Source organism: Leucobacter tenebrionis, from assembly GCF_019884725.1.
GTDB lineage: Bacteria > Actinomycetota > Actinomycetes > Actinomycetales > Microbacteriaceae > Leucobacter > Leucobacter tenebrionis.
Window position 1 is genome coordinate 162560 of sequence record NZ_CP082322.1, and the last position, 26845, is coordinate 189404.

At 69.3% G+C, this 26845-nt stretch carries 19 protein-coding genes; 7 read left to right on the top strand and 12 right to left on the bottom strand.

The annotated features are described in order from the left end of the window. Positions 1-22 precede the first annotated feature (22 nt). Genes rapZ through uvrA form a run of 3 tightly spaced genes read right to left on the bottom strand, consistent with a single transcriptional unit; the run spans position 23 to position 5945 of the window. Complete coding sequence (rapZ, locus tag KVY00_RS00760) at positions 23-901, bottom strand: RNase adapter RapZ (protein ID WP_223043873.1); 879 nt, start codon at positions 899-901, stop codon at positions 23-25. Next, positions 898-2865: an excinuclease ABC subunit UvrC gene (gene uvrC, locus KVY00_RS00765; protein WP_223043874.1), complete on the bottom strand. Its 1968-nt coding sequence runs from the start codon at positions 2863-2865 to the stop codon at positions 898-900. The genes rapZ and uvrC overlap by 4 nt, the downstream gene beginning before the upstream one ends. After that, positions 2862-5945, bottom strand: coding sequence for an excinuclease ABC subunit UvrA (gene uvrA / locus KVY00_RS00770; RefSeq protein ID WP_255572834.1), 3084 nt, complete (start codon positions 5943-5945; stop codon positions 2862-2864). Before uvrA ends, uvrC begins: the two co-directional genes overlap by 4 nt. A 212-nt stretch (positions 5946-6157) precedes the next feature. Here uvrA and KVY00_RS00775 point away from each other — a divergent pair, with 212 nt between their 5' ends. From KVY00_RS00775 to KVY00_RS00790, 4 genes are all read left to right on the top strand, one after another. Continuing rightward, complete coding sequence (locus KVY00_RS00775) at positions 6158-6796, top strand: hypothetical protein (protein ID WP_223043875.1); 639 nt, start codon at positions 6158-6160, stop codon at positions 6794-6796. After that, positions 6793-7593: a hypothetical protein gene (locus tag KVY00_RS00780; protein ID WP_223043876.1), complete on the top strand. Its 801-nt coding sequence runs from the start codon at positions 6793-6795 to the stop codon at positions 7591-7593. The genes KVY00_RS00775 and KVY00_RS00780 overlap by 4 nt, the downstream gene beginning before the upstream one ends. 227 nt (positions 7594-7820) lie before the next feature. After that, entirely contained in the window at positions 7821-9419 is a 1599-nt protein-coding gene (locus tag KVY00_RS00785) for a DUF222 domain-containing protein (RefSeq protein ID WP_223043877.1), read from the top strand. 267 nt (positions 9420-9686) lie between these two features. Further along, positions 9687-10082 carry a VOC family protein gene (locus KVY00_RS00790; RefSeq protein WP_223043878.1) on the top strand — a complete coding sequence of 132 codons (396 nt, stop codon included), beginning with the start codon at positions 9687-9689 and terminating at the stop codon, positions 10080-10082. A gap of 51 nt (positions 10083-10133) precedes the next feature. On the opposite strand, the gene KVY00_RS00795 is transcribed toward KVY00_RS00790, so the two are convergent. The 4 genes from KVY00_RS00795 to KVY00_RS00810 form a co-directional block, all read right to left on the bottom strand. Next, the gene (locus tag KVY00_RS00795) at positions 10134-10934 is read right to left on the bottom strand and encodes a helix-turn-helix domain-containing protein (protein ID WP_223043879.1); all 801 of its coding nucleotides are present in this window, start codon (positions 10932-10934) and stop codon (positions 10134-10136) included. 8 nt (positions 10935-10942) lie between these two features. Next, complete coding sequence (uvrB, locus tag KVY00_RS00800) at positions 10943-13033, bottom strand: excinuclease ABC subunit UvrB (RefSeq protein WP_223043880.1); 2091 nt, start codon at positions 13031-13033, stop codon at positions 10943-10945. Between the two features lie 197 nt (positions 13034-13230). Beyond that, the gene (locus KVY00_RS00805) at positions 13231-14823 is read right to left on the bottom strand and encodes a hypothetical protein (protein ID WP_223043881.1); all 1593 of its coding nucleotides are present in this window, start codon (positions 14821-14823) and stop codon (positions 13231-13233) included. After that, positions 14805-15581: an ABC transporter ATP-binding protein gene (locus tag KVY00_RS00810; protein WP_223043882.1), complete on the bottom strand. Its 777-nt coding sequence runs from the start codon at positions 15579-15581 to the stop codon at positions 14805-14807. The genes KVY00_RS00805 and KVY00_RS00810 overlap by 19 nt, the downstream gene beginning before the upstream one ends. A 130-nt stretch (positions 15582-15711) precedes the next feature. Here KVY00_RS00810 and KVY00_RS00815 point away from each other — a divergent pair, with 130 nt between their 5' ends. The 3 genes from KVY00_RS00815 to KVY00_RS00825 all read left to right on the top strand — a co-directional run bounded on the left by KVY00_RS00815 (position 15712) and on the right by KVY00_RS00825 (position 19463). Next, positions 15712-16191 (top strand): MarR family winged helix-turn-helix transcriptional regulator, encoded by a 480-nt coding sequence (locus KVY00_RS00815; RefSeq protein ID WP_223043883.1) that lies wholly within the window; start codon positions 15712-15714, stop codon positions 16189-16191. Then, positions 16188-16991 carry a hypothetical protein gene (locus tag KVY00_RS00820; RefSeq protein ID WP_223043884.1) on the top strand — a complete coding sequence of 268 codons (804 nt, stop codon included), beginning with the start codon at positions 16188-16190 and terminating at the stop codon, positions 16989-16991. The genes KVY00_RS00815 and KVY00_RS00820 overlap by 4 nt, the downstream gene beginning before the upstream one ends. Positions 16992-17225: 234 nt before the next feature. Beyond that, positions 17226-19463 (top strand): hypothetical protein, encoded by a 2238-nt coding sequence (locus KVY00_RS00825; RefSeq protein WP_223043885.1) that lies wholly within the window; start codon positions 17226-17228, stop codon positions 19461-19463. Positions 19464-19686: 223 nt separating this feature from the next. Here KVY00_RS00825 and KVY00_RS00830 read toward each other — a convergent pair whose 3' ends face one another. The 5 genes from KVY00_RS00830 to ileS all read right to left on the bottom strand — a co-directional run bounded on the left by KVY00_RS00830 (position 19687) and on the right by ileS (position 26637). Further along, the gene (locus tag KVY00_RS00830) at positions 19687-20877 is read right to left on the bottom strand and encodes a winged helix-turn-helix domain-containing protein (protein WP_223043886.1); all 1191 of its coding nucleotides are present in this window, start codon (positions 20875-20877) and stop codon (positions 19687-19689) included. Between the two features lie 10 nt (positions 20878-20887). Beyond that, the gene (ndk, locus tag KVY00_RS00835) at positions 20888-21304 is read right to left on the bottom strand and encodes a nucleoside-diphosphate kinase (protein WP_223043887.1); all 417 of its coding nucleotides are present in this window, start codon (positions 21302-21304) and stop codon (positions 20888-20890) included. A 106-nt stretch (positions 21305-21410) separates the two neighbouring features. Beyond that, entirely contained in the window at positions 21411-21869 is a 459-nt protein-coding gene (locus KVY00_RS00840; RefSeq protein WP_255572699.1) for a DUF4233 domain-containing protein, read from the bottom strand. After that, on the bottom strand, positions 21866-23221 hold the full coding sequence (locus KVY00_RS00845; RefSeq protein ID WP_223043889.1) for a bifunctional folylpolyglutamate synthase/dihydrofolate synthase: 1356 nt from the start codon (positions 23219-23221) through the stop codon (positions 21866-21868). The genes KVY00_RS00840 and KVY00_RS00845 overlap by 4 nt, the downstream gene beginning before the upstream one ends. Further along, the gene (gene ileS / locus KVY00_RS00850; protein ID WP_223043890.1) at positions 23218-26637 is read right to left on the bottom strand and encodes an isoleucine--tRNA ligase; all 3420 of its coding nucleotides are present in this window, start codon (positions 26635-26637) and stop codon (positions 23218-23220) included. The genes KVY00_RS00845 and ileS overlap by 4 nt, the downstream gene beginning before the upstream one ends. Between the last annotated feature and the right edge of the window lie 208 nt (positions 26638-26845).

The window sequence follows — 26845 nt, forward strand, 5'->3', positions numbered from 1 at the left end:
TTCAGGCGAAACGGATCGCTGATCACTCGCGACCGAGATCGCGGTGGCGCAGACTGACGCTCACGCCGGGCAGTCCGGCGAGGCGATCGGCGAGTTCGCGGGCCGTTGCGACTGAGCGGTGTTTGCCGCCGGTACACCCTACCGCGAGCGAGGCGTGACGCTTGTTCTCCCGCTGGAAACCGGCCAGTACCGGGGTGAGCGCCGCGATGTAGTGGTCGAGGAACTCCTCGGCGCCGTCGCGGCTCATCACGTAGTCCTTCACCTCGGGGTCCACGCCCGTGAGCGGGCGGAGCTCGGGGATCCAGAAGGGGTTCGGCAGGAAGCGCATGTCGACCATGAGGTCCACGTCCGTCGGTGCGCCGTACTTGAAGCCGAAGCTCAGAACCGAGAGCTGCAGGCCGGGCGTGTTGTCGTCGGAGAACAGGTCCCGCGTCGCGGTGGAGAGGTCGTGCACGTTGTAGCGGGAGGTGTCGATCACCACGTCGCTCGAGGCCCGCAGCTCCTGCAGGCGCTCGCGCTCGAGGCGGATCCCCTCGAGCAGGCTGCCGGCCTCGCCCTGCAGCGGATGCGGGCGGCGTACCGACTCGTAGCGCCGAACCAGGATCTCGTCGGTCGCGTCGAGGAAGACGACGCGCACAGTGGCGCTCTCCCGCAGCTCGTCGATCACGTCCTGGATCTCGGCGAAGAGGTCGCGGCCGCGGACATCGACGACCGCCACGATGCGCGGCAGCGCTCCCCCGGAGCGGTCGGCCATGTCGGCGAGCGTCTTCAACATCGAAAGAGGGAGATTGTCGACGACGTACCAGCCCAGATCTTCGAGCGTGTTGGCGACGGTGCTGCGACCGGCTCCCGACATACCCGTGACGATGAGGATTTCCTGCCCGGATACCTGCTCGTTCACGCCGTGTTCCCCTCGTCTGGTGCGCCGCCTGATGCGCTCAGCGATGCCGCATCGTTCGATGCCTCAAGTTTAGCCTCTGCCGGTGGGATGGAGCCGAGGTGGCTCAGGATCTGCTCGGCGAGCTTCGGGCCGAGGCCGGGGGCGGACGCGAGCTCGTCGTGGGAGGCGGCCCGCAGGCGCGCCACCGACCCGAAGTGCTTGAGCAGGCCCTGCACCCGCTTCGGGCCGAGCCCCGGGATCTCGGAGAGGCGGCTCGCGATCGACGTGCTGCGGCGCTGCCGCTGGAAGGTGATGGCGAAGCGGTGGGCCTCGTCGCGCACCCGCTGCACGAGGAACAGCGCCTCGCTCGTGCGGGGCAGGATCACCGGGAACGGATCGGCAGGCAACCAGATCTCCTCGAGGCGCTTCGCGATCCCGCACAGGGCGACGTCGGTGATCCCCGCCTCCTCGAGAGCCCGGGCCGCGGCGCGCACCTGCGGCTCGCCGCCGTCGACGATGAGCAGCTGGGGGCGGTCGCGGTAGACGCCGCTCGGCTGCTCGCCCGACTCGCGGGCGGCGTTCAGCTGCGCGGCGCGGCGCGAGACGACCTGGTGGATCGAGTCGGTGTCGTCGCGGGTCTGCTCGATGCGGTACTTGCGGTAGGCCCCCTTGGCGGGCAAGCCGTCCTCGAAGACGACGAGCGAGGCCACCACTCCCGTGCCCTGCAGGTGGGAGACGTCGATGCACTCGATCCGCAGCGGGGGCTCGTCCATGCCGAGCGCCTGCTGCAGCTCGGCGAGGGCGTCGGTGCGGGCGGTGAGATCCGCGGCGCGCTTGAGCTTGTGCCGGATCAGGTTCTCCCCCGCGTTCAGCACGGCGCGCTCCATGAGCTGCGCCTTGTCGCCGCGCTCGGGCACGCGCACCCTCACCCTGCCGTGCCGCGGCCGCTGCGCGCTCAGCGCCTCCTCGAGCGCGGGGGTGTTCTCGGGCAGCACGGGCACGAGGATCTCGGGCGGCGGTTCCCGCTCGCCGTCGTAGGCCGACTGGATCACCTGCTCCAGCAGCGTCGTGGGCGAATCGTCGAGCTCGACGTCGACGATCCAGCTGCGTTCGCCGCGGATCCTGCCCTCCCGGATGATGAACTGATGAGCCGCGGCCGCGAGCTCGTCGGCGCGCAGGCCGAACACGTCGAGATTGACGCCGGTGCGCGACCCGCTGCCGAGCACGACGGCGTTCTTCTCCATGACGTGCTCGACCGCCTGGGCCTGATCCCGCAACCGCGCCGCGTCCTCGTAGCGCTGCTCGGCCGCCGCGTCGCGCATCGCCCGCTGCAGCGTGCGCAGATGCCGCATATCGCCGCCGGCGAGGAACGAGACGAGCTCGCCTACCCGCTCCCGGTGCTCCTCGATCGTGATGAGCTGAGAGCACGGGCCGTGACAGCGGCCGATCTGGCCGGCCAGGCAGGGGCGGCCGCTCTGCATGGCGCGCTTGTAGTCGGCGTCGTTGCAGGTGCGGATCGGGAACGCGCGCTGCAGCAGCCGGGTGGTCTCCCGGAGCGCCCACACCTTCGGGTAGGGGCCGAAGTAGCGCGCGCCGCGGATCTTCTCGTTGCGCGTGATGATGAGCCGCGGAGCCTCCTCGCGCAGCGTGACCGCGAGGTAGGGGTAGGTCTTGTCGTCCTTGAACTGCACGTTGAAGGGCGGCTTGAACTCGGTGATCCAGGTGTGCTCGAGCACGAGCGACTCGGTGTCGGTCGCGACCACGGTCCAGTCGACCTTCGCGGCCAGCGACAGCATGGTGCGCGTGCGCGGCATCAGCGAGTGCAGCGGCTGGAAGTAGTTGGAGAGCCGGGCCCGCAGGTTCTTCGCCTTGCCGATGTAGAGCACGCGCCCGTGCTTGTCGCTGAACCGGTAGACGCCCGGGCTCGTGGGGATCTCCCCCTGGGCGGGCCGGAACGCGGCGCGATTATCGACGGGCTGGATCAAGCGGACGCCCTCGCGTTCTCGAGGGCCTGCGCGGCGCGCGCCGACTCGGCCGGCTCCCCGGCCTTCGCCGACTTGGCAGCGTCGGCCGTTCTCTCGGCCTTGGCCTCCTTGGCGGTCTCCGTGGCCTTGGCGGCCTTGGCGGCCTTGGCGGTCTTCGTGGCCTTGGCTGACTTGGCAGCCTTGGCGGTCTTCGCGGCCTTGGCCGACTTGGCCGCCCACCCCTCGAGCACCTCGGCGAGGAAGCGGCCCGTGTGGCTCTCGGGGTGCTTCGCGACCTGCTCGGGGGTGCCGGTCGCGACGATCGTGCCGCCGCCGGAGCCCCCCTCGGGGCCGAGGTCGATGACCCAGTCGGCGCTGCGGATCACGTCGAGGTTGTGCTCGATCGTGATGACCGTGTTGCCCTTGTCGACGAGCCCGTTCAGTACCAGCAGCAGCTTGCGCACGTCCTCGAAGTGCAGACCGGTGGTGGGCTCGTCGAGCACGTAGATGCTGCGGCCGTTCGAGCGCTTCTGGAGTTCGGTGGCGAGCTTGACGCGCTGCGCCTCGCCGCCGCTGAGCGTGGTCGCGCTCTGGCCGAGGCGCACGTAGCCGAGGCCGACGTCGACGAGGGTCTTCATGTAGCGGTGGATCGAGGAGATGGGCCTGAAGAACTCCTCGGCCTCGGCGATCGGCATGTCGAGCACTTCGGAGATGTTCTTGCCCTTGTAGCGCACCTGCAGCGTCTCGCGGTTGTAGCGCTTGCCGCCGCAGGCCTCGCACGCGACGTAGACGTCGGGCAGGAAGTTCATCTCGATCTTCAGTGTGCCGTCGCCCGAGCAGGCCTCGCAGCGGCCGCCCTTGACGTTGAAGCTGAACCGGCCGGGCAGGTAGCCGCGGGTCTTCGCCTCGGGGGTCTCGGCGAAGAGGGTGCGGATCTTGTCGAACACGCCGGTGTAGGTCGCGGGGTTCGAGCGGGGCGTGCGCCCGATGGGGGCCTGGTCGACGTGCACGACCTTGTCGAGGTGCTCGAGGCCCGTGACGCGCGTGTGCTTGCCCGGCACGAGGCGGGCGCCGTTGAGCTGGTTGGCGAGCACGCGGTACAGGATGTCGTTGACGAGGGTCGACTTGCCAGAGCCGCTGACGCCCGTGACGGCGGTCATGACGCCGAGCGGGAAAGTGGCGTCGACGTTCTGCAGGTTGTTGGAGCGCGCCCCCACGACCTTGAGCTCGCGGTTGCGATCGCGCTTGCGGCGCTTCTTCGGGGTCTCGATGCTGCGGCGCCCCGCGAGGTAGTCGCCCGTGATCGAGCGTCGGTTCTCGATCAGTTCGCCGTACTCCCCCGAGTGGACGACCGTGCCGCCCTCGACGCCGGCGCCGGGGCCGATGTCGACGATCCAGTCGGCGGCCTCGATGGTCTCCTCGTCGTGCTCGACCACGATCAGGGTGTTGCCGAGATCCCGCAGCTTGAGCAGCGTCTCGATGAGGCGGCGGTTGTCTCGCTGGTGCAGGCCGATGCTCGGCTCGTCGAGCACGTAGAGCACGCCGGTGAGGCCCGAGCCGATCTGCGTGGCGAGACGGATGCGCTGCGCCTCACCGCCCGAGAGAGTGCCCGCGGCGCGGGCGAGGGTGAGGTAGCCCAGGCCGACCTCGATGAGGAAGTCGAAGCGGAGGCGGATCTCGCGCAGCACCTGCGCGGCGATGCGAGCCTCGCGCTCGGTGAGCACCACCTCGTCGAAGAAACGCTTCGCGTCGGTGAGGCTGAACTCTGTGACTCCCGAGATCGACTCGCCGTTCACGGTGACGGCGAGCACTTCGGGCTTCAGGCGCTGACCGTGGCAGACGTGGCAGGGCACCTCGCGCAGGAACTCCTGCCACCGGTCGCGCTTCGTATCGCTCTCGGCCTCGGCGTACTGCCGCTCAATGAACGGGATGACGCCCTCGAAGCCGCTGGAGTACTTCACCTCGCGCCCGAAGCGGTTCTTCCAGCGCACGTTGACCTTGAAGTTGTTGCCGTAGAGCACGGCCTCGCGCACCTCGTCGCTCAGCTCGCCCCAGGGGGTCTTGAGCGAGAAGTCGAGATCCGCTGACAGGCCCACGAGCAGCTTCTCGTAGTACTGGTAGAGGCTCTTCCCCTGGCTCGTCCAGGGGACGATGACGCCCTCGGCGATCGACAGCTCGGGATCTCCGAGCACCAGATCCTCGTCGACGGACATGCTCGTGCCCAGGCCGGAGCACGCGGGGCAGGCGCCGAAGGGGGCGTTGAACGAGAACGTGCGCGGCTCGATCTCGGTGAGCTGCACCGGGTGCTGATTGGGGCAGCTGAGGTGCTCGGAGAACAGCTGCGTGCGATCCTCGTCGCCCGGATCGCGATCCACGAAATCGATCGCCACCACGCCGCCCGCGAGCCGCAGGGCCGTCTCCAGCGAGTCGGTGAGCCTGCCGAGCGCGCCGGGATCGGCGACGAGGCGGTCGACCACCACCGAGATGTCGTGCTTGACCTGCTTCTTGAGCTTGGGCGGATCGCTCAGCTGCACCAGCTCCCCGTCGACGAGCGCGCGCGAGTACCCGGCGGCGGCGAGATCCTGGAAGAGGTCGACGAACTCCCCCTTCTTCTTGCTGACGACGGGTGCCAATACCTGATAGCGCGTGCGCTCGGGCAGCTCCATGAGTCGATCGGCGATCTGCTGCACGGTCTGCGAGGCGATGCGCTCGCCGCAGACGGCGCAGTGCGGGATGCCGACGCGGGCCCAGAGCAGGCGCATGTAGTCGTAGATCTCGGTGATGGTGCCCACCGTGCTTCGGGGGTTGCGGTTGGTCGACTTCTGATCGATCGAGACCGCCGGGCTCAGTCCCTCGATGAAGTCGACGTCGGGCCGATCCACCTGGCCGAGGAACTGGCGCGCGTAGGCGCTGAGCGACTCGACGTAGCGCCGCTGCCCCTCCGCGAAGATCGTGTCGAAGGCGAGGCTCGACTTGCCGCTGCCCGAGAGGCCGGTGAACACGACCATCGAGTCGCGAGGGATCGAGAGGTCGATGTCCTGCAGATTGTGGACTCGTGCGCCCTGCACGCTGATCTGCGCGTGGGCAGCGGATGAACGAATCGGGGCGGGGGTGGCGGATGCGGCGCTCTTCGAAGTCACTGCTCCATCTTACGTCTGCGCGGCTGAATATTCGAATGTATGTACGAGTGATTTCGCCCCTGGCGCATTCCCGCCCGGGTGTTCGATTCGGTACTCTCCGGGTCGCTCCGCTCGGTGATGCGGGAGAAGGTGTTATCGGATATTATTGACGCAAGCGAACAAAAGGAGTTCTCATGTCGATCGCTCATCTCCCCGCCGAGACTCCGCGGCGCCCGGTGGCCATCCCGGGCCGGTCGGAGCGGGATCGGCTGACCGCACTCATCACTCAGCTCGAAGACGATCGGCTCGCCATGGCCGAGGAGCTGCTCTCGGACATCGTCGCCCACCAGCGGGCAGACCTCAGAAGCCTGACCGGAGTCGAGGTGTCGGCGCTTGCCCGTCTCGGGGTGACGGAGGACGAGCTACGCGAACCCACCTCGTTGCCCGCGAGTCGGCGGAGTCGGCTCTGGGAGCGTCAGCACGCTGAGCGCAGCGTCACCGTCGGCGATGCGGCGGCGATGCTCGGGGTCACTCCCGCTCGCGTTCGGCAGCGCTGCGCTGCGGGCACGCTGCTCGCCCAGCGCCGCAGCGACGGCTGGCGCCTGCCGCTCTTCCAGTTCCCGGACGAGCGCGAATTGCCGGGCTGGTCGTCGGTCGCCCCCGCGATTCCGGCCGGCACTCCACTGCTGGTCGTCGAGCGGGTGCTCACCTCGCCCGCGATGCGCCTGCGAGTCGACGGCGAGGAGCTCGCGCCGTTCGAGTGGCTGGCTCAGGGAGGGGATCCGGATCTCGCCGCCGCAGCGGTCTCCGACGCGCTGAACCGGCTGCCGTGAGCGAGTATCTGCCCGAGCCGGAACCGGAGCTATTCCCGCGGCTCGACGACGACCCTCGGTGGGTGCGGCAGATCCCCGAGGGGACGCTGATCGCGCGCATCTTCCGCGCGAGCGGGGCCTACCCGGTCGAGTGGCACGAGTTCCGATCCTTCGGTCCGCTCGACGGTCGCTTTGATCCGCACCCCCTGCCCGTCGGTGACCACGAGGGCGTCGGCGTGATGTACGGCGTGCTGGAGAGCTCCGTCGGCGCCCCGGCGGGGGCGTCTGCAGGTGATGCTTCGGCCGGTGATGCTTCGGGCGGTCGCCGGACAGTGGACGGCGTTGCCTCGGGCGGAGATGGCGCCGCGAGGGCAGCCGCGAGTTCGGAGATCGGGACGCACGGGGCTCTGGAGGGCCCCTTCGCGGCCGCGCTGCTCGAGGTGTTCCAGGCGCAGCGGATGATCCGGCTGAGGGATGGCGCCCCCACGTTGGCGGCGTTCGAGGTGCGGCGACCGCTGAGGCTGCTCGACCTCTCGGACAGCGACTGGATCACGGTGGCGGGCGGCAACTCGGCGATCTCCTCCGGTGATCGGGAGCGCTCGAGACTCTGGGCCCGCGCGATCGCTGAGCGCTATCCCGAGCTGGACGGCGTGGTCTCGGCGTCGTCGCTCATCCCCACCTCGCGAGTCGTCGCACTCTGGGCCGGCGCCGCCGATGCACTGCCCGAGCACCCCACCGCTCTGCTGCGTCTGGACCGGGACGAGCTGCTGGGGGTCATCGACAGGATCGCCGAACGCTACGGGTATCTCGTGCTGTGAGTTCTATCGCGCGGTGGGTTCTATTTCGCGCGGTGAGTTCTATTTCGCGCGGTGAGTTCGTGCGGCCTTACTCCTCGTACGCGCGAGGTGCCCCCGGTGCCCGGCTCGCGGTGGTCTTGTAGCTCACCACGTTTGTAGAGCGCTCACCAAAGATACGGTCCGGATTTTGGATCGGGATCGGTCTCCGAGGAGGCATCAGTGTCAGTGGTGCTCGGGAGACTGGATCCATGTCTCCTATCCCCTTCTCCCCCGGCGGCGCATCGCACGCGAAGCTGCTGCGGCTCGCCTCCGACCTCGAGGAGGTCGAGCGGGGGCTGCGCGGGCTGGATGCGCGCAAGACGGAGCTGCTGGCCGAGGTGGCGCGCCTCACCGAGGAGGAGCGCGATCAGCTGTCGGCGGATAGCCGCAGCGCGGAGATGGCGCATCGCGCTGCGGCGGCCGAGGTGGCCTTCGTGCTCGGCATCGCGGATCGGAGCGCCGAGCACCTGATGGAGCGGGCCTACCGGCTGCACGAGCAGTACCCGCGCGTGCACGCGTCGCTCGCGGCCGGTCGCATCGCGCTCGCGCACGCGGTGGGCGTCGTTGATGCGGGCGTCGTCATCGACGCCGGTGGGAACTGCGGCGCGGGCGGAGATAGCGACGCGGGTGAAGCTGGTGACGCGGGCGAAGCTAGTGACGCGGGCGGAGATAGCGGCCCCGGCGAGAGCAGACGCGCCGGCGGAGACGCGGAACTGGATGAAACCCGGGCTGCCTACGAGATCGAGGCGCTGACCGTTGCTGAGGCGGAGACACCGAACCGAGTGCGCCGCCTCGCGAAGGTGATCGCCGAGAAGCACGCCGCTCGCACCCTCGAACAGCGCTTCGAGCGGGCCCACTCCGAACGTCGGGTCTGGGTGACGGAGCTGGGCGACGGCATGGCCGAGCTGCATGCGGTAGCCGATGCCGTATCGGTCTACGCGGTGCACGACCGCCTGAGCCGGCAGGCGCACGAGGTGCGGCGATCCGAGGTGCGAGTGCAGCGGGCCGCGACGGAAGCGGAAGAGCTGGGGGCGCCTCGACCGCGGTCGCTGGATCAGATACGCGCCGACCTCGCAGTGGATCTCCTGCTGAACGGAGCGCCCTCGAACTCCAGTGGCGTCGTCGGCCTCGAGCGGCTCGACGCGCGTGTGCAGGTGACGGTACCCGCCTCGGTGCTGCTCGCCTCGGATTACCGCGAGGGCACCGGCCGCGGAGCCGGCGCCGCCGTGCTGGCGGGCTTCGGCCCCATCGACGCCGCCACCGCTCGAAGAGTGGCCGCGGTCGCGGCCGGATGGGACCGGTCGCTGTTCGACCCGGGGACGGGCGAACTGCTCAAGGTCGATCGGTATCGCCCCTCGGCGGAGATCGTCCGCTTCCTCGAGGCGAGGGATCAGTACTGCCGATTCCCAGGCTGCACGGTGCCTCCGTTCAGGGCCGACCGCGACCACACTCTCGACGCCGCCCTGGGCGGCGACACTTCGACCGGCAATCTCGCTCTGCTGTGTCGACGACATCACACGATGAAGCATCATGCGGGAGTGAAGGTGCAGCAGCTCCGCGGCGGTGATCTGCTCTGGCGGAGTCCATCCGGGCGGGCGCGCCGGGACCGGCCGCCCTCCCGGGTGATGTTCCGGGCCGTGAAGGGAGAGGGCGATCGGGGTGGTCCTGGAGAACGATGCGGTCCTGGAGATCGGGGCGTTCCAGGAGATCGGGGTGCTTCCGGAGATCGAGGCGAGTGGGGGGATCGCGGACTGGCCGGGGATCACGGACGGGCCGGAGCATCCGTGGCCGGGGCAGGGCCCGGGTGATCTGGGCAGGGTCCGGGTGATCCGGGGCAGAGCCCGGGTGGCCCCGGGCGGGTCAGACCTGGTCAGCCCCGGACCGGAGCCGCGGCGTGAGTATCGCAGGCTGTGTCACGAGTACCGCAGGCTGTGTCACGAGTACCGCAGGCTGCGTCATGAGTATCGCAGTCCGTGCCATGAGTGCCCCAGGCCCCGCCATGACTACCGCAGGCCGCGGCGTGACGTGTCCGTTTCGTTCTATCGGGCGTGGACAGTGCGGCATACGCTGGCGGCATGACACTTCGACTCGACTTCATCGGTATCGTCACCGCCGACCTCGCAGCCTCGCTCGCCTTCTATCGCGCGCTGGGGGTTGATGTTCCGCCCGGCCAGGAGGATGCGCCTCATGCCGAGGCGCAGCTTCCCGGAGGGATGACGCTCGCCTGGGATCCCGTCTCGACCATTCGAAGCTTCATGCCTGACTTCGAACTCCCCGTAGGAGGCGGTCGGATCGGGCTGGCCGTGCGCGCGGGAAGCCCCGAGGAGGTGGACGGCGCTTATGCCCGGATCATCGAGCAGTATCCGGATGCGGCGCACACCTCCCCCTGGGATGCTCCGTGGGGACAGCGCTACGCGACCGTGCTCGACCCGGACGGCAACTCGATCGACCTCTACGCGCCGCTCGCCTGAGCGTTCCCGGGTGCCTTCGCCCGTTCCTTGCTCCCTAGGCTTTCTTTGCCCCTACCTCTCTTTGCTCCCACCTTTCTTTACTCCTTGCCTTTGTTCGCCCCTACCTTTGTTCGCCCCCCCTACCTGTTCGCGCCTCCGCGAGTCCTTCGCCGCAGCCAGCTGCGAGGGGGTGACGCCGATCACCCGCGCGAACTCCCTGGTCAGGTGGGACTGGTCGGCGTACCCCGCGAGCTCCGCGGCCTCGGCGAGGCTCGCCCCGCGACCGATCAGATCGCGAGCACGTTCCGAGCGCAGCACCCGTCGGAGCGCGGCGTACCCGTAGCCGAAGGTGTGCAACATCCGCCTGCGCAGCTGCCGTTCGGAGTATCCGAGCCGAGCGGAAAGCCGTGCGAAGGGCTCTTCGCGCCGGGCCGCTGCACTCACCTCCGGTATCCACCGCAGGTCGACCCGCGCGGGCTGCGCCGGGTCCAGGTCCATCCCGAGCTCCCGCGGAATCATCGCAGCGGCCTCGCGAAGCGCGCCCGGCACGAGTAGGGATCGCAGGGCGCGCTCGCCGCGCTCTCGGACCTCCTTCGCCAGCAGCTCGCTTGCGGGAAGCACACGATCCCGAGCCTCGGTCGGGTCGATCGCGAGGGCCGCGCCGGCGAACCCCGGAGCGAATCTCAGCCCGACGGTCGGGAGCCGAGCGCTCCCGCGGGCCTCGACCCAGCGAGTGGACGGACCGGCGACGACCAGTTCGTCGTCGCGCAGGATGATGTCTGCGCAGCCGTCCGCGGGTATCCGCGCCGCTGCCCCGCCGGCCTCGGAGACCCACAGGGTGCCCAGGCCGGCGATCGCGATCTCGCGGTACACGCGAGGCCTTACAGGTGCCCTGCCGCGTCCATGCTGCGCAGCTCCCGCTTGAGCTCGGAGACCTCGTCGCGCAGCCGCGCCGCGAGCTCGAACTTCAGTTCCTCGGCTGCCGCGAGCATCTGCTCGGTGAGATCCGAGATGAGCTCTTCGAGCTTTGCCCCGCCCTCCGCGCCGATCGCGCCGGCACGGGCCGCGGCCTTGCCCTTGGCTCGCTGCGGCGACCCGCCCTTGCGCTGCGCATGAGCCCCGGTACGCGAGAGCACGTCCTCGGTGTCTGCCGCCTCGCGCGCGAGCATCTCGGTGATATCGCCGATCTTCTTGCGCAGCGGCTGCGGGTCGATGCCGTGCTCGGCGTTGTAGGCCATCTGGATCTCGCGACGTCGATTCGTCTCGTCGATCGCCTCGCGCATCGACCGGGTGATGGTGTCCGCGTACATGTGCACCTGGCCGGAGACGTTTCGGGCGGCGCGACCGATCGTCTGGATCAGCGACGTCGAGGAGCGCAGGAAGCCCTCCTTATCGGCATCGAGGATCGCCACGAGCGACACCTCAGGGAGGTCGAGCCCCTCGCGCAAGAGGTTGATACCCACGAGCACGTCGTACATGCCGGCGCGCAGCTCGGTGAGCAGCTCGACGCGGCGCAGCGTATCGACGTCGGAGTGCAGGTAGCGAACCCGGATGCCGGCCTCCTCCATGAAGGTGGTGAGCTGCTCTGCCATCTTCTTGGTGAGCGTGGTGACCAGCACGCGCTCGTCGCGCTCGGCACGTACGCGAACCTCCTCGAGGAGGTCGTCGATCTGGCCCTCGGAGGGCTTCACGACGATCTCGGGGTCCACGAGCCCCGTCGGGCGGATGATCTGCTCGACGACGCCGTCGGCCCGCTCGAGCTCGTAGCTGCCGGGCGTGGCCGAGAGGTAGACCGTCTGCCCCACCCGCTCCTTGAACTCGCTGAACTTGAGCGGCCGGTTGTCGAGCGCGCTGGGGAGACGGAAGCCGTGGTCGACCAGCGTGCGCTTGCGAGAGGCGTCGCCCTCGTACATGGCCCCGATCTGCGGCACGGTGACGTGGGATTCGTCGATCACCACCAGGAAGTCGTCGGGGAAGTAGTCGAGCAAGCAGTGGGGGGCCTCCCCCGGCTGCCTGCCGTCGATGTGACGCGAGTAGTTCTCGATGCCCGAGCAGAACCCGATCTGCTCCATCATCTCGAGGTCGAAGGTGGTGCGCATGCGGAGCCGCTGCTCCTCGACGAGCTTGTTCTGCTGCTTGAGCTCTTTCGTGCGCGCCTCGAGTTCTTCGGAGATCGTGCCCATCGCGCGGTTCATGACGTTGCGGCTCGCGACGTAGTGCGACCCGGGGAACACCGACACCGACTCCACCTGCTTGATCACGTCGCCGGTCACCGGGTGCAGATAGTAGAGAGCCTCGATCTCGTCGCCGAAGAACTCGATGCGGATCGCGAGCTCCTCGTACATCGGGATGATCTCGACGGTGTCGCCGCGCACGCGGAAGTTACCGCGCACGAACTCGATGTCGTTGCGCTGGTACTGCATGTCGACGAAGCGGCGCAGCAGCACATCGCGATCCAGCCGGTCCCCCACCACGAGCGGCACCATCGCCTCGTAGTACTCCTCGGGTTTGCCGAGGCCGTAGATGCACGAGACGGTGGAGACGACCACGACATCACGCCTCGAGAGCAGCGCGTTGGTGGTCGAGTGGCGCAGGCGCTCGACCTCGGCGTTGACCGATGAATCCTTCTCGATGAAGGTGTCGGTCTGAGGGACGTAGGCCTCGGGCTGGTAGTAGTCGTAGTAGCTGACGAAGTACTCGATCGAGTTGTTCGGCATCAGCTCGCGGAACTCCGTCGCGAGCTGGGCCGCGAGCGTCTTGTTGTGGGCGAGGATCAGGGTCGGTCGCTGCACCTGTTCGATGAGCCACGCGGTGGTCGCTGACTTGCCCGTGCCGGTCGCGCCGAGCAGCACGATGTCGGTCTCACCAGCGTTGATTCTCCTCGCGAGCTCCTCGATCGCCTGCGGCTGATCGCCGCTCGGCTCGTATTCGCTGATGACCTCGAACGGTCGAACGCTGCGTGTGGTTTCCATGTTGTCGAGCGTACTCCGCACCCCCGACAAATGGGTCGGAGCGGATCGCGTCGCCGGGCTCCCCCGGTTCTCGGCGGCCCTCTGCCCGGCTCTCGGCGATCCCCGGTTCTCGGCGGCCCTCTGCCCGGCTCTCGGCGATCCCCGGCTCTCGGCGGCCCTCTGCCCGGCTCTCGACGGCCCCTCGGCTACCGCCGCCCTCAGCTCTCGCTCGTCACCTCGGCCAGCACCCGGGGCCAGCGCCGATCCAGTGCACGACCTCCGAGAACCGTGCCGCCCCAGACGGCCGCGCAGCCGAGCACGAGCCCGCAGGCCAGGCTGATCCATCCGAGCGCAGGATTCCAGAGCGCGGCGATCGCGAAGCCCAGGGCCGGCGCACCCACCAGGAGGGTGATCGGCGCGATGAGGATCATGGCGAGGAGCGTCTGCACCCCGCCCGACGAGCCCCGCCCGAAGGGATTCGTACCGGGCGCGGGGGCGCGTCCTGGGAGGTACACCCCGATCAGCGTCCCTGCTCCCGCAGCGGCGAGCGACAGTCCGAACGCCGCCCCGAGACTCGCCGGAAGCAGTTCCAACGATCCGGTCACCAGGCAGGCGAGCACGCAGAGCAGAGCGGTGACGGGAACCGCGATGATCCCGATCCCGAGCAGCCTGCCGGCGCGGTCGGCGATCCCGCTCACTCCGGAGATGACGTGCAGTGCGAGGGCGTCGTGATCGTATGCGAGATCCATCTGCACGATGGTCGACACCATGAGCGCATTGATCGCGGGGAGCAGGATCACTGCGCGGCCGATCGCACCGCCCTCGCCCTGGAAGCCGTTCATCGCGAACGCGCCGAACATGATGGCCGGGAACGCGATCAGCATGATCGTGTTCACGAGGTGCCGAGGGTCCCTGCGGCGGTACCGGAGGGAGCGCGCGGCGACGGCGCCGATCGGCGATGCCGGGAGCAGGCGGTCGAGGAGACCGCCCGAGCGCACCCTCCCGCCTCCGCTCTCCGCGATCGGGGCGATCAGACGCGTCCGCAGCAGTCGTTCGGCGGCGAGCCAGAGCGCCGCGATCGTCGCGAGCACGATCAGGAGCCGGAGTGCGGCGGCGGCCCATCGCCCCTCGGCCAGTGCGGCGGGAACCCCGAACGCGGCCCCGATCGGGGTCCAGCCCAGCGCGTCTCCGACGGCGCTGAAACCCGCCCCGGGGTCGGACATGCCCATGATCGCCGAGGTTAGAAGGTTGAGGAGCACGCCCGAGCAGGCGACCAGGAGGACACCGAGGGTGACGACCAGATCGCGGGTACCGCGGCGAGCGAGCCACTTCCCGAGCACTCCGCTCACCACCCGCGCCCCCAGCACGCAGATGATCAGCGCCGCGGGAACGAGCACGATCGCCGCCACCGTCGCCGCAACGCTGACCGACCATCCGACGAGCATCAGCAGCAGCGCGAGCGTCGTCCCGATGCCGCCGATGGTCGTCGCGCTCGCCGCAACGAGACCGGGCAGCAGCTTGCGGGCGGGCACGGGGAGCAGGGCGAAGCGCTCGGGGGCGAGCGAGTCGTCGGCGCTGACGATCACCGCCCCGGCCCACCACCCCGCGGTGATGATCGATCCCGCGATCACCAGTGAGACCACCGCGGCATCGGGAGCGGCGACCCGCACCCCCACGAGCAGGAGGGTGAGCGTGCCGAGCAATCCGAGCGCCGTCAGGGTGCTCACCACCAGCGCGACGATGTACCACGGGTTCCTGCCGAGCTGGTGGGCGAGCTGGCGCCAGCGCAGGCCTATGAGGAGCGCAACCATGCCAGCGTCTCCTCTCCGAGATCATGCGCGCCGACGAGCCCGAGGAACCGCTGCTGCAGACTCTCGCCGCCGCGCACCTCATCGAGCGAACCGTGAGCGAGCAGCCGTCCCTCGGCGAGAATCGCGACACGGTCGCAGAGCGACTCCACGAGCTCCATCACGTGGCTCGAGAGCACCACCGTGCCGCCGCCCGTCACGAACGCACGCAGGATCTGCCTGATGGTCTCACCCGACACCGGGTCGACCGCCTCGAGGGGCTCGTCGAGGATCAGCAGCCGAGGTGCGTGGATGAGCGCGCAGGCCAGGCCGATCTTCTTCTTCATGCCCGCGGAATAGTCGACCACGAGCGTGCCGCCGGCCTCGGCGAGGCCGAGCGCATCGAGGAGCTCGGCGGTGCGGCTCGCCACCTCCGCCTCGCCCATGCCGCGCAGCAGTCCGTTGTAGCGCAGCAGTTCGGCGCCCGTCAGCCGGTCGAACATGCGCACACCGTCGGGCAGCACGCCCATCCTCGCCTTCGCCGCGGGTGGATCCTGCCACACGTCCGTGCCGAGCACCCGGGCTGTGCCCGCATCGGGCTGCAGCAGACCGGTGGTCATCGCCAGCGCCGTCGTCTTGCCAGCGCCGTTGGGTCCGAGCAGGCCGAGCATGGATCCGGCGGGCACATCCAGCGACAGGTCGTCGACCGCGATCTTCTGGCCGAATCTCTTGTGCAGATTGCGGATCGCGAGAACGGGTGGCGGAGCTTCGGAAGTCGGCATGACTCCATCTCATCATCATCTGTCGCGCGCGGGGTTCTCCTCTGGCGGAGTTTCGGTGAGTGCTCGGCGAAATCGCGCGGGCCGAGACCGTAAGTAGTTACACCATGTAAATAAGTGATAGTGTAACGATATGCAGCCCACCATCCTCGACCGCCTGCTGGCTATCAGTTCCCTGTTCCAGCGGGACATGCATCGCGCCTTCTCGGGCACTTCCCTCACCGAGTCTCGCGTGCACGCCCTCTGGGTGCTGCACCACGCGGGCGCTTCGACGCAGCAGACGCTCGCGCAGGCACTGGGCACGACGCCGCGCAGCGTTTCGGCGCTGGTCGACGGTCTGCAGACGGCGGGTTACGTCGAACGCAGGCCCCACCCGGACGATCGCCGCGCCGTGCTGGTCACGCTGACCCCGTCGGCGGAACAGATGATGGCTCGAATGCAGGAGGATCACCGGAGGCTGGCGGAAGACCTGCTCGCTGCGGTGGAGGATGTCGATCGCCCTGCCTTCGCGCGGGGCGTGGGCGCGGTGTTCTGGCGGTTGAGCGAGCTGGTGCGCGACGAATCAGTGCACTACGCGGGCGTTGAAGGAGAGCAGCGGGAGGGGCGACCGTGAGCACCCCGGCGGGCGGGTCGGATGCTGCGCGTGCCTCCGGTGGGTCGGGTGGCTCGCGTGTCTCGGGCATCTCGGGCACCTCGGATGCTTCAAGCGCGGGCGACTCCCCAGCCGGGGCCCGCCGGCCGCCCGGCATCATCCGCCGCGTGCTGCGCATGGAGTTGCGCATCTACGAGAGCCTGTGGCGGTTCATCATCCGCCGGCCGAGCATCGCCGCCGGGGCGACCGGGTTCCGCTACCACGGGCCGGTGCTCACGGTGCTCATCATCTTCATCGTGCTGTCGGCCGTGGAGATACCGATCATCGATCTGATCGTGCATCGCTGGACCCCGGTGCGGATCGCTTTTCTCGCCGTCGGGATCTGGGGGCTGACCTGGATGCTCGGCCTGCTCTGCGCCTACCTCACGCGCCCCCATACGGTCGGCCCCGAGGGGATCCGGGTGCGCGAGGGGCTCGAACTCGATCTGCTGGTGTCCTGGGACGACTTCGCCTCGCTCCGAGAGCGGCACGTGTCCGAGCAGAGCATCGATCCGGCCGGCACCGACAAGCCCGGGCGGGTGTTCGAGCACGACGGCGAACGGGTGTGCGCGCTCTGGGTCGGCGGCGAGACGAATCTGGAGATCGAGTTCGAAGGCCCCACCCGTCTGTGCCTGCCGGGGCGTTCTCCGAAGGGAGGCGAGCACGAGGTGACGGTGCTCCGCTTCTGGGCCGATGATCCGCGCGCGGTGCTCGAGTGCGTGCGGGATCAACTGGATGCAGGATCCCCGTCGGCACCGAGCGGCGACCTCGGCGGGAGCTGAGAGCCGAGAGCAATCCCGGGGCGCGAAAACCATATGAGCGAAGTGCTTGTCGCGCCGACGTGAACTGGACGCCGTCGGTGCGACGCCCACCCCCCGGCCGTGTTCCATGCTTAACTTTTGAGTATGTACCGTGTGTCGCTGGGGAGACAGCCGGATGGGGATGAGACGCCCGAAGAGCTGCTGGAGCGCTACGGGATCCCGCTCGATCCAAACGATCGCAAATACCGTTTCCCGTTGTTTCCCATCCCCAGGACCGGGCTCTCGCTCGTCTCAGTCACGATTCTCGTGGCCATCTTCGCGGCCGCGACGCCATTTCTACTCGCCCTCGGTTGGCAGTGGTGGAGGATCCTCGCCGTGAGCGCCTGCGTGGTGCTGGGGTTCTGGGGATTCGAATGGGGGTGGGGCATTGTCTTCCTGCGGATCATCAAAGAGAAGATGCACAGTCGCGGCAAGCACCGGACCATCGGCAGGGTGCTGATGGCCGACTGGGACAACCTGGTCTACCAAGGGAAAGGGTGGAGGGGACTCGTTTACGCCCGCGACGAGTCCCAGGGAGCGGTGTTCCTGTTCGTTACGACGCAGCAAGACGTCAGCCTGAACACGGGCGAGGACGTCCCGGTGAGCTGGACGGGCAAGAACCCGCAGACCTGCTACGTCCTCCCCAACCACCTGAGACTCATGCGGGCGAGGGCCCGGGGCGACCTCACACCCGAGCAGCTCCAGCGCATGCCGTGGCTGCCTGCTCCGCCGGTCGACTTCGATGCAGAGCAGAAACCGGAGCCCGTCCCAGGCTCAGCGTCGGAACCGGAGCCGGGCATGGCGCAGGTGCTGGCGGTAGCTCCCGAGGCGCTGCCCAAGTCAGAGGCTCACGTGGAGCCGGAGGCGCAGCCCGAACCAGAGGCCCAGGCAGGACCAGAGGTGTCCCCCGAACCTGATCCGCAGTCCGAACCAGAGCCCGACACGGGGCCCGATCCTGAATCGTCAGCAGTGTCAACAGCAGAGTCGGAGTCGATGACGGCACCCGCCACTGAACCTGAACCTGAACCTGTTCCCGCCGCTGATCTGCGCGAGCGCGCCCAAGCGGCTTACGACAGCGGGGACCACGATCTTGCGGTCACGCTGATGGAGCAAGGAGCCGCGGCCGGGGACGTACGACTCATGGTCGCGAGGGGCCGCGTCGCCGAGCGGGACAAGCAGCTCGACACCGCGCTGAGCTGGTACCGCCGCGGGGCGGAGGCCGGCGCATCAGATGGGTGGTGGAGTGGGTATCGGCTGCTGCGCAACCGATCCCCGTTCACGCCCCGGCGGGAGGTGCTCGCCCGTGCGTGGTTGGCGCCGCTGATGGAGAAGGGCGAGCCCGCCGCCTTCCTGTTCCGCGGCCACCTCGAGTGCGAGATCCTGCGTCCGCACGCCGGCGAACCGCTGCTGCGACGGGCCGCCGCATCGGGAAACCAGGACGCGATGGCTCTGCTCGCCGATCGGGCCCAGGATCAGGGGAAGACCTGGGAGGCCTACCACTGGGCCGCCCAGGCCGCGGAGGCCGGACATGAGGAGAGCCGGAAGCGGGTGGATCAGCTCGAACAGATCCCGCGACAGGACGCCGTGGCGAAGTGGACGCTCGACTTCTTCCGCGTCGAGGCAGCCCTATGCGACGGTGCGCCCGCTCCCGCCCATGTCTCGGCGCTGACAGGTCTGAGCGCGCACGCCCGTGCGCGCATCGCGGCCCGGCCGAACACGTGGGCGGCGAGCCTCGATCGCGCCCTGTACGCGCTCGCGGCGCTCCCGGACTCCGGCTGGAACACCCGGGTGGCCGAGGAACTGCACGCCGGCCTCGAGGCGCGCAAAGCCCAGGCGTTGCGTCCGAACGGCACGCTCGACGACATCGAGTCCCTGGAGATCCTGCTGTGCGAGCTCGCGGATGCCCACGAGGAGCACGGCCGCGTCGCCGAGTGCCTCGCGTGCGGGGAGACGCTCATGGAGCTCGCACCGGCGAAGGGTCGGAATCGGGGTGCGCCGACCGTGCAGCTGCTGCGGGTGTCGCGGATGCGCTTCGCGCTCGGACGGTTCGACGAGGCGCTCGCGGCCGCGGAGGAAGCGGAAGCCGGAGCCGCAGGAACCACCGCCGAGACGCAGGGGTTCATCGGGAGGTTCCATCTCGACGAGGCCTACGCGGTCAAGGCCCAGGCGCTGCTCGGGTGCAGGCGCGCGGACGAGGCGCTGGAGCTGATCCAGCGCGCCGTGCCGCTGCGCCGGAAGGCCGTCGAGCAGACGCGGCCGAACGACCCGGCCCTGCTCGGCCCGATGCTCGTAACTCAGGCGCGCATCCTCGCGGTCCTCGGGGATCTCGACGCCGCGCGGCGAAGCGCACAGGAGGCGCTCGACGCCATCGAACGGGGCAACACGATCAGGCCCCCGCAAGCGGCCGTCAGCACCGACGAGGCCCGCGAGGTACTCGCGAGCCTGGACGGCTGATTGAGCAGGGTTCGTCGAACTCCGTCGCTTCCTGGGTGAAGACCGGTGAACTCGCGATCCACACGGAGCCGGGCTCCCCTGGTGCGCACGATCAGGAACGAGGCGATGAGGTGGTCGAATACTCGCCAAACTCGGATTCTGGATACTGCTGGCAGGCTTGCGGGGAGCGGAATCTCATCGCCTCGGCGATCTGCGCCCACGTCAGCCCCTCCCGACGCACCCATCAGGACGCATCGAAGGCCGAAGGCAAGCTCAGATTTCCGGCGCCGCTGAACCTCACCGAATCCAGTCCCTGCCAAGTCGCTGCTTGGGAAAGCAGGCGTTCGGCGACCTCCGCAGTGCGCTGCGGAGCACCTTCTTCGCGCCACGCGGCCTGCACGAGAAGCGCCCTGTTTCGACGGTCGGCCTTGAGGTCGATCCGCCCCGCGAGCCGGCCGCCGACCATCAGAGGCAGGCAGTAGTAGCCGAAGCGGCGCTGCTCCTTCGGGGTGTAGATCTCGATGCGGTAGTGGAAATCGAACATCCGTTCCGCTCGCGGGCGGAACCAGACCACCGGGTCGAACGGTGTGAGCAGCGCGTCGGGGGCGAGCCGCGCGGGCAGGCGCGCGTCCCGGTGCATCCACGCGGCCTCGGGTTTGCCCGATGAGGAGCTCCAACCCGCGACGCGGATGGGGATCAGGATCCCCTCCTCCTCCAACGAGCGGATCGCGACACGGGCGTCGGCCGCCTTCAAGCGGTGGTAGTCGGCGATGTCTGCGAGCGTGGCGACGCCGAGCGAGCGGGCCGCGCGGTCGACGAGGGTGCGCTGCGCCTCGGAGCGGGCGACCGGCACGAGAGCCTCAGCAGGCAGCACCTGCTCTGCGAGCGCGTAGCGGCGCTGAAAGCCCTCGCGGCCCGCGGTCGCGACCTCGCCCCAGGCGAAGAGCAGCTCGACGGCGCGCTTCGTGTCGCTCCAGTCCCACCACGGGCCGCGACCGCCCCGGGGCTCCTCCTCGAGCTCGCGCACGAACTGCGGGCCGCTCGAAGCCAGTCGGGCACGGACCCGCTCGACGGTCGCGGCGAGAGCCTCGGCCCGGCCGTCGCGCCTGTGGCGCTCCCGGTAATCGTCCATGCGCCATCCGAACAGCGCGCGATCGCGCACCGGGATGAACGCCGCCTCATGGGCCCAGTACTCCGTGAACTCGCCGCTGCGCCACAGGTGACGATCGAGCGCCCCGAGGTCGTAGCCGCCGTGGCGGGAGAACACGGGCAGGTAGTGGCTGCGCGCGAAGACGTTGACGGAATCGATCTGCAGCACGTGCAGCGCGTCGAGCGCCGGATCGAACGGACGGCGCTTGCGCAGCCTCGCGCTGCCCGAGAAGCCCTGAGCCGCCAGGGCGACGCGACGCGCCTCAGCGGCGCTCAGGGACTCCACGACGCCCCGGTCAGGCGAACCAGAGACCGAGCTCGCGCTCCGCGGACAGCGTGGAATCGCTGCCGTGCACCAGGTTCTGCTGCACGTTGAGCCCCCAGTCGCGGCCGAGATCGCCCCGGATCGTGCCGGGGGCGGCGGCGGTGGGGTCGGTCGCGCCAGCCAGGGAGCGGAAGCCCTCGATCACGCGCTCGCCCTGGGCGCGCACGGCGACGACGGGCCCGGAGCTCATGAACTCGATGAGCGGCTCGTAGAAGGGCTTGCCCTCGTGCTCGGCGTAGTGGGCGGCGAGCAGTTCGCGATCCGCACGCACCATGCGCAGGTCGGCGATGGTGTACCCCTTCGCCTCGATGCGGCGCAGGATCTCGCCGGTGAGGCCGCGGGCCACGCCGTCGGGCTTCACCAGGATGAGGGTCTCTTCAGCGGACATGCACGCTCCTTCGGTAGCGGGTCGTCGAGGGGGCGTATCTCGCCCCCTGAAAAGTCTAGTGCTGCGCCGCGAGCCGGGCGGCGCAGCACGGTGGCGCCGCGACGGATCACACGGAATCGCTGTGCGATTCCGTCCAGGCGATCCGTGCGCGGTCGATTCCGGAGCCCTTCACCATGCAGTAGATCCAGAGCCCGGAGAAGAGCAGGCCGACGATGAGCGCCATGGGCAGCAGGATCGCCGTGGCGAGCATGAGCCCGTGCACCACCCACCCGAGGACGATGCCGGCGCGACCTACGCGCATCACGCCCAGAGCGACGATGATCAGCAGACCGAGCCCGCCGCCGATGTAGAGGCCGAGTTCGCGGGGCTCGAGCACGCTGAGGCCGAACAGCGAGAGCCCGATGAGCACCACGATGATGAGCTCGAACCCGAGCACGATCGAGGCGAGAGTCTTCTGCGTGGACTGCGCGCCCCGGCGCGCTCCTGAGATGCGCATCGCCGAGTTGTGGGCCATGGCCTCGGACGGCGAGAGCTTGAGCTCGTCGTCGGTGTTCTCGTCGCTCACGCGATCCCCCATTCTTCGGCGCGGGCGTGCGCGATGGCCTCGCCCGCGAGCAGCACGGATCCGACCACGAGCACTGCCCGGCCCTCGGCTCGCACAGCCCAGGCGCGGGCCTCGTCCAGCGCCTCGGGCAGCGATTCGGCGACCTCCACGGGCGTGTCCGGGATCGCGTCCTCCGCGATCTCGCGAAGCTCTGCGATATCGGTGGAGCGCGGCGAGTCGACTCTGGTGATCGTGACGCGGTGGGCGATGGGAGCGAGGGCCCGCAGCAGGCCGTGCGCGTCCTTCTCCTCGAGCACGCCGACGACGAGCCCCAGCTCCTCGAAGCCGAACGATTCGGTGACGGCCCTGACGAGGGCCTCCGCCCCGTGCGGGTTGTGGGCCGCGTCGACGTAGATGACGGGATCGGCGCCGATGAGCTGCAGCCTGCCCGGCGAGGTGAGCTGGCCGAGGCCCTCGTCGAGCACCTCCTCGGGGAGCGGGCGCTCGGCGCCGAAGAACGCCTCGACCGCCGCGACGGCGAGCGTCACGTTCTCTGCCTGATGGCGCCCGAAGAGCGGCACGAAGGCGGGGTCATACGGTCGTCCGGTGAGCCCGACGACCTCGACCTGGCGACCGCCGACCGCCACCCGGTCCTCTGTGAGGCGGAAGTCACGACCCTGCACCGCGAGCGGCGAACCCGTGCGCTCCGCCGCGGCCTCGAGCTCGGCGAGGGCGGCGGGATCCTGTTCGGCGGAGACGATCGCGCTGCCGGGCTTCACGATGCCGGCCTTGGTGCGGGCGATGGTCTCGATATCGGGCCCGAGGATCGCCGTGTGGTCGAGGTCGATGGGCGTGAAGACGGCGACGCGGGCATCCGCGATGTTGGTCGCGTCCCACTCTCCGCCCATGCCGACCTCGATGACCGCGACCTCGACCGGCGCGTCGGCGAACGCCGCGAAGGCGAGAACCGCGAGCGCCTCGAAGAACGTGATCGGGCCCTGCCCGGCCGCCTCGAGCTCGGCGTCGACCACCTCGAGGGGCAGCCTCAGCTCCTCCCAGGCCGACGCGAGCGCCTCGCCGTCGATCGGGGCGCCGTCGATCTGGAACCGTTCCGTGAAGTCGACGAGGTGCGGGCTCGTGAAGAGGCCCGTGCGCAGCCCGTGGGCGCGCAGCAGCGACTCGATGGCGCGGCTCGTGGAGGTCTTGCCGTTTGTTCCCGCGATCTGGATCACCGGGTACGACAGCTGCGGAGACCCTGCGAGCTCGGCGAGCCGACGCACCGGTTCGATGCGCGGTCGTGGATTCGCCTCGCCGACGCGGGCGAGCAGCTGCTCGTAGACGCGCGCTGCGGCGCCGGAGTTCGCGGGGTTCACTCTGAGGCCTGCTTCCCGTGCCGGGTGACGTCGATCGTGATGATGAGGGGGTCCTTGCCTGTGCCGAGAGCATCTGCACGAGACATGAAGACGCCGGGGCCTGTTTCGGGAAGCTCGGCGATCAGTGCGGCGAACTCGTCGTCAGGCAGCGCCGCGGCGGCGAAGCCCTCGGCCAGGGTCTCCCCCGCGATCAGATCGGCGTGCGCCTCCAGCGACGCCGCGTGCTCGGGCGAGGCGTTCAGCGCGAGCACGATGCGGTCGCTCACCTCGAGGCCCGCGTTCTTGCGCGCCTCCTGCACGGCGCGGATCGCGTCGCGCGCCACGCCCTCCGCCTCGAGCTCGGGCGTCGTCTCGGTGGAGAGCAGCACGAAGCCGCCGCCGGGGATCAGCGCGAGCGCCGGGCCGCCGCCGGCACCGCTCGCGCCGCCGTCCCCCGCACTGAGCGTCAGCTCGTATTCGTGCGGCTCGAGCGCGATCCCGCCGGCGAAGATCACGCCGTCCTGCTCCGACCAGTCGCCCGACTTCGCGGCCTTGATCGCCTGCTGCACCTGCTTGCCGAGGCGGGGGCCCGCGGCGCGCGCGTTCACCGCGAGGGTCTGCACGATGCCGTGCTCCTCGGCGCTCGTCTCGGTCTGCTGCACGAGCCGCACGGCCTTGACGTTGAGCTCCTCGCGCAGGATGCCGGCGAACGGCCGCAGCGCCTCCGGCCTCGCGGTGACGACGGTGAGCTCGGCGAGCGGCAGGCGCACCCGCAGACGGCGCGCCTTGCGCAGCGCGAGGGCCTGCGAGGTGATCTGGCGCACCTCGTCCATCGCGGCGACGAGCTCGTCGACGGCCGGGTCCGAGGGGTCGGGGAACGCGTCGGCGGAGGGCCAGTCCTCGAGGTGCACGGAGCGGCCTCCGGTGAGGCCGCGCCACAGCTCCTCGGTCACGAGCGGCGCCATAGGCGCGGCGACGCGCGCAACGGTCTCGAGCACGGTGTAGAGCGTGTCGAAGGCCTGTCGGTTGCCCGGCTTGCCGTTCTCCCCGGTCGTGCCCTCCCAGAAACGGTCGCGCGAGCGCCGCACGTACCAGTTGGTGAGCACCTCCGCGTACGAGCGCAGGGTCTCAGCGGCCGAGGTCGTGTCGAGAGCGTCGAGATGCGCTTCGACGTCGCGCACCAGCCGACCGGTCTTGGCGAGGATGTAGCGGTCGAGCGGGTCCGTCGAGTCGGTGCGCCACTGCCCCATCACGCCGTCGGCGTTGGCGTAGAGGCTGAAGAAGTACCAGGTGCTCCACAGCGGGAGGATGAACTGGCGCACGCCCTCACGGATGCCCTCCTCGGTGACGATGAGGTTGCCGCCCCGCACGACCGGCGAGGCCATGAGGAACCAGCGCATCGCGTCCGATCCGTCGCGGTCGAAGACCTCGTTCACGTCGGGGTAGTTGCGCAGGCTCTTCGACATCTTGTTGCCGTCGCTGCCGAGCACGATGCCGTGGCTCACCACGTTCTTGAACGCCGGCCGGTCGAAGAGCGCGGTGGCGAGCACGTGCTGCACGTAGAACCAGCCGCGCGTCTGCCCGATGTATTCGACGATGAAGTCGGCCGGCTGGTGCGTGTCGAACCACTCCTGGTTCTCGAACGGATAGTGCACCTGCGCGAACGGCATCGAGGCGGAGTCGAACCACACGTCGAGCACGTCCTCGATGCGGCGCATCGTCGACTTGCCCGTGGGATCGTCGGGGTTGGGCCTGGTCAGCGAATCGATGTACGGACGGTGGAGGTCGACCTCGCCCGCCGCGTTCCTCGGCAGCTCGCCGAAATCGCGCTCGAGCTCCGCGACCGAGCCGTAGACGTCGACGCGGGGGTGCTCGGGATCGTCGCTCTTCCACACGGGAATGGGGCTGCCCCAGAAGCGGTTGCGGCTGATCGACCAGTCGCGAGCCCCCTCGAGCCACTTGCCGAACTGCCCGTGCTTGACGTTCTCGGGTACCCAGGTGATCTGCTCGTTGGTCTCGAGCATGCGCTGCTTGAGCTCGGTGACCCGCACGAACCAGCTCGAGACGGCCTTGTAGATGAGCGGATTGCGGCAGCGCCAGCAGTGCGGGTACGAGTGCTCGTAGCTGGCCTCGCGCAGCAGCCGGCCGCGCTCGCGCATGAGACGGATCAGCGGTCGGTTCGCGTCCATCCAGAGCTCGCCCGCGACGTCGGTGACGGCGTTCAGGAAGCGGCCACCGTCGTCCACGCTCACGATGACGGGGATGCCGGCGGCGCCGGTGATCCGCATGTCGTCCTCGCCGTACGCGGACGCCTGATGCACGATGCCGGTGCCGTCGGCGGTCGAGACGTAGTCGTCGACCAGGATCTGCCAGGCGTTCTCGGTGCCCCAGACCTCGGCGTCGGCGTAGTAGTCGAACACGCGCTCGTACCGCACCCCGGCGAGCTCGCTGCCGGTGATCGTGCGGCTCGCGGCCTCTCGAGCGGCATCGGCCGACTCGTAACCGAGATCCTTGGCGTAGCCGCCGAGGAGGTCTGCGGCGAGCAGGTAGGCCGCCGCCCCGGGCTCCGCTCCGTCGGCCGCGCCGAGCGGACCGGCCGGCACCACCGCGTACTCGATGTCCGGGCCGACCGCGAGGGCGAGGTTGGTGGGAAGGGTCCAGGGGGTCGTGGTCCAGGCGAGGGCGCGCACGCTCTCGAGACCGAGCTCGGCCGCCCGATCGCCGATCAGCGGGAACGTGACGGTGACGGAGGGATCCTGGCGCATCTGGTAGACGTCGTCGTCCATGCGCAGCTCGTGGTTCGACAGGGGCGTCTCGTCGCGCCAGCAGTAGGGCAGGATGCGCGAGCCCTCGTAGGCGAGGCCCCGGTCGTAGAGCTGCTTGAACGCCCAGATCACGCTCTCCATGTAGCTGAGATTGAGCGTCTTGTAGTCGTTCTCGAAGTCGACCCAGCGCGCCTGGCGGGTGACGTACTCCTCCCACTCCCGGGTGTACTGCAGCACCGATTCGCGCGCCTTCTCGTTGAACGCGGCGACACCCATCTCCTCGATCTGCGCCTTCTCGGTGATGCCGAGCTGCTTCATCGCCTCGAGCTCGGCGGGCAGGCCGTGCGTATCCCAGCCGAAGCGACGCTCGACCTTCTTGCCCCGCATGGTCTGGAACCGGGGGAAGACGTCCTTCGCGTAGCCCGTGAGCAGGTGACCGTAGTGCGGCAGGCCGTTCGCGAACGGGGGGCCGTCGTTGAACACCCACTCCTCTTGGCCGTCCCGGCGACGGATCGACTCCCGGAAGGTGTCGTCGTCCTTCCAGAATGCGAGCACCTGACGCTCGATCTCGGGGAACCGGGGCGAAGGGCTCACTCCGAAGGCGCTGGTCTGCTCGCCCGAGGGCGACGAGGGCCCCTGGGGCGTTCCGGTCGACTGCTGGGGGTAGGGCATTGCTCGCTCCTGGCTTCTCGGTCTGTCTGCCGCCAGTCTGATCGGAACCACGGACATTCGTGGTCACGGGATCGGAACGGCGGTGTGTCAGTGCCGGGACGAGCCTCGGAATGCTGGATCCCGGAACCCGCGGTACCACCCCGCTTGCCGTGTGCCCACCCTCGACGGGCGAGCACCTGCCTCTCATTCGGCTGTGACGGGCCGTACC

Excerpts from the sequence above, each read along its gene's own strand:
- ndk (WP_223043887.1), bottom strand. The coding sequence starts at position 21,304 with ATGTCCGCTGAAGAGACCCTCATCCTGGTGAAGCCCGACGGCGTGGCC.
- uvrB (WP_223043880.1), bottom strand. The coding sequence starts at position 13,033 with ATGGAAACCACACGCAGCGTTCGACCGTTCGAGGTCATCAGCGAATAC.
- KVY00_RS00775 (WP_223043875.1), top strand. The coding sequence starts at position 6,158 with ATGTCGATCGCTCATCTCCCCGCCGAGACTCCGCGGCGCCCGGTGGCC.
- ileS (WP_223043890.1), bottom strand. The coding sequence starts at position 26,637 with ATGCCCTACCCCCAGCAGTCGACCGGAACGCCCCAGGGGCCCTCGTCG.
- KVY00_RS00790 (WP_223043878.1), top strand. The coding sequence starts at position 9,687 with ATGACACTTCGACTCGACTTCATCGGTATCGTCACCGCCGACCTCGCA.
- KVY00_RS00815 (WP_223043883.1), top strand. The coding sequence starts at position 15,712 with ATGCAGCCCACCATCCTCGACCGCCTGCTGGCTATCAGTTCCCTGTTC.
- KVY00_RS00785 (WP_223043877.1), top strand. The coding sequence starts at position 7,821 with ATGTCTCCTATCCCCTTCTCCCCCGGCGGCGCATCGCACGCGAAGCTG.
- KVY00_RS00810 (WP_223043882.1), bottom strand. The coding sequence starts at position 15,581 with ATGCCGACTTCCGAAGCTCCGCCACCCGTTCTCGCGATCCGCAATCTG.
- KVY00_RS00805 (WP_223043881.1), bottom strand. The coding sequence starts at position 14,823 with ATGGTTGCGCTCCTCATAGGCCTGCGCTGGCGCCAGCTCGCCCACCAG.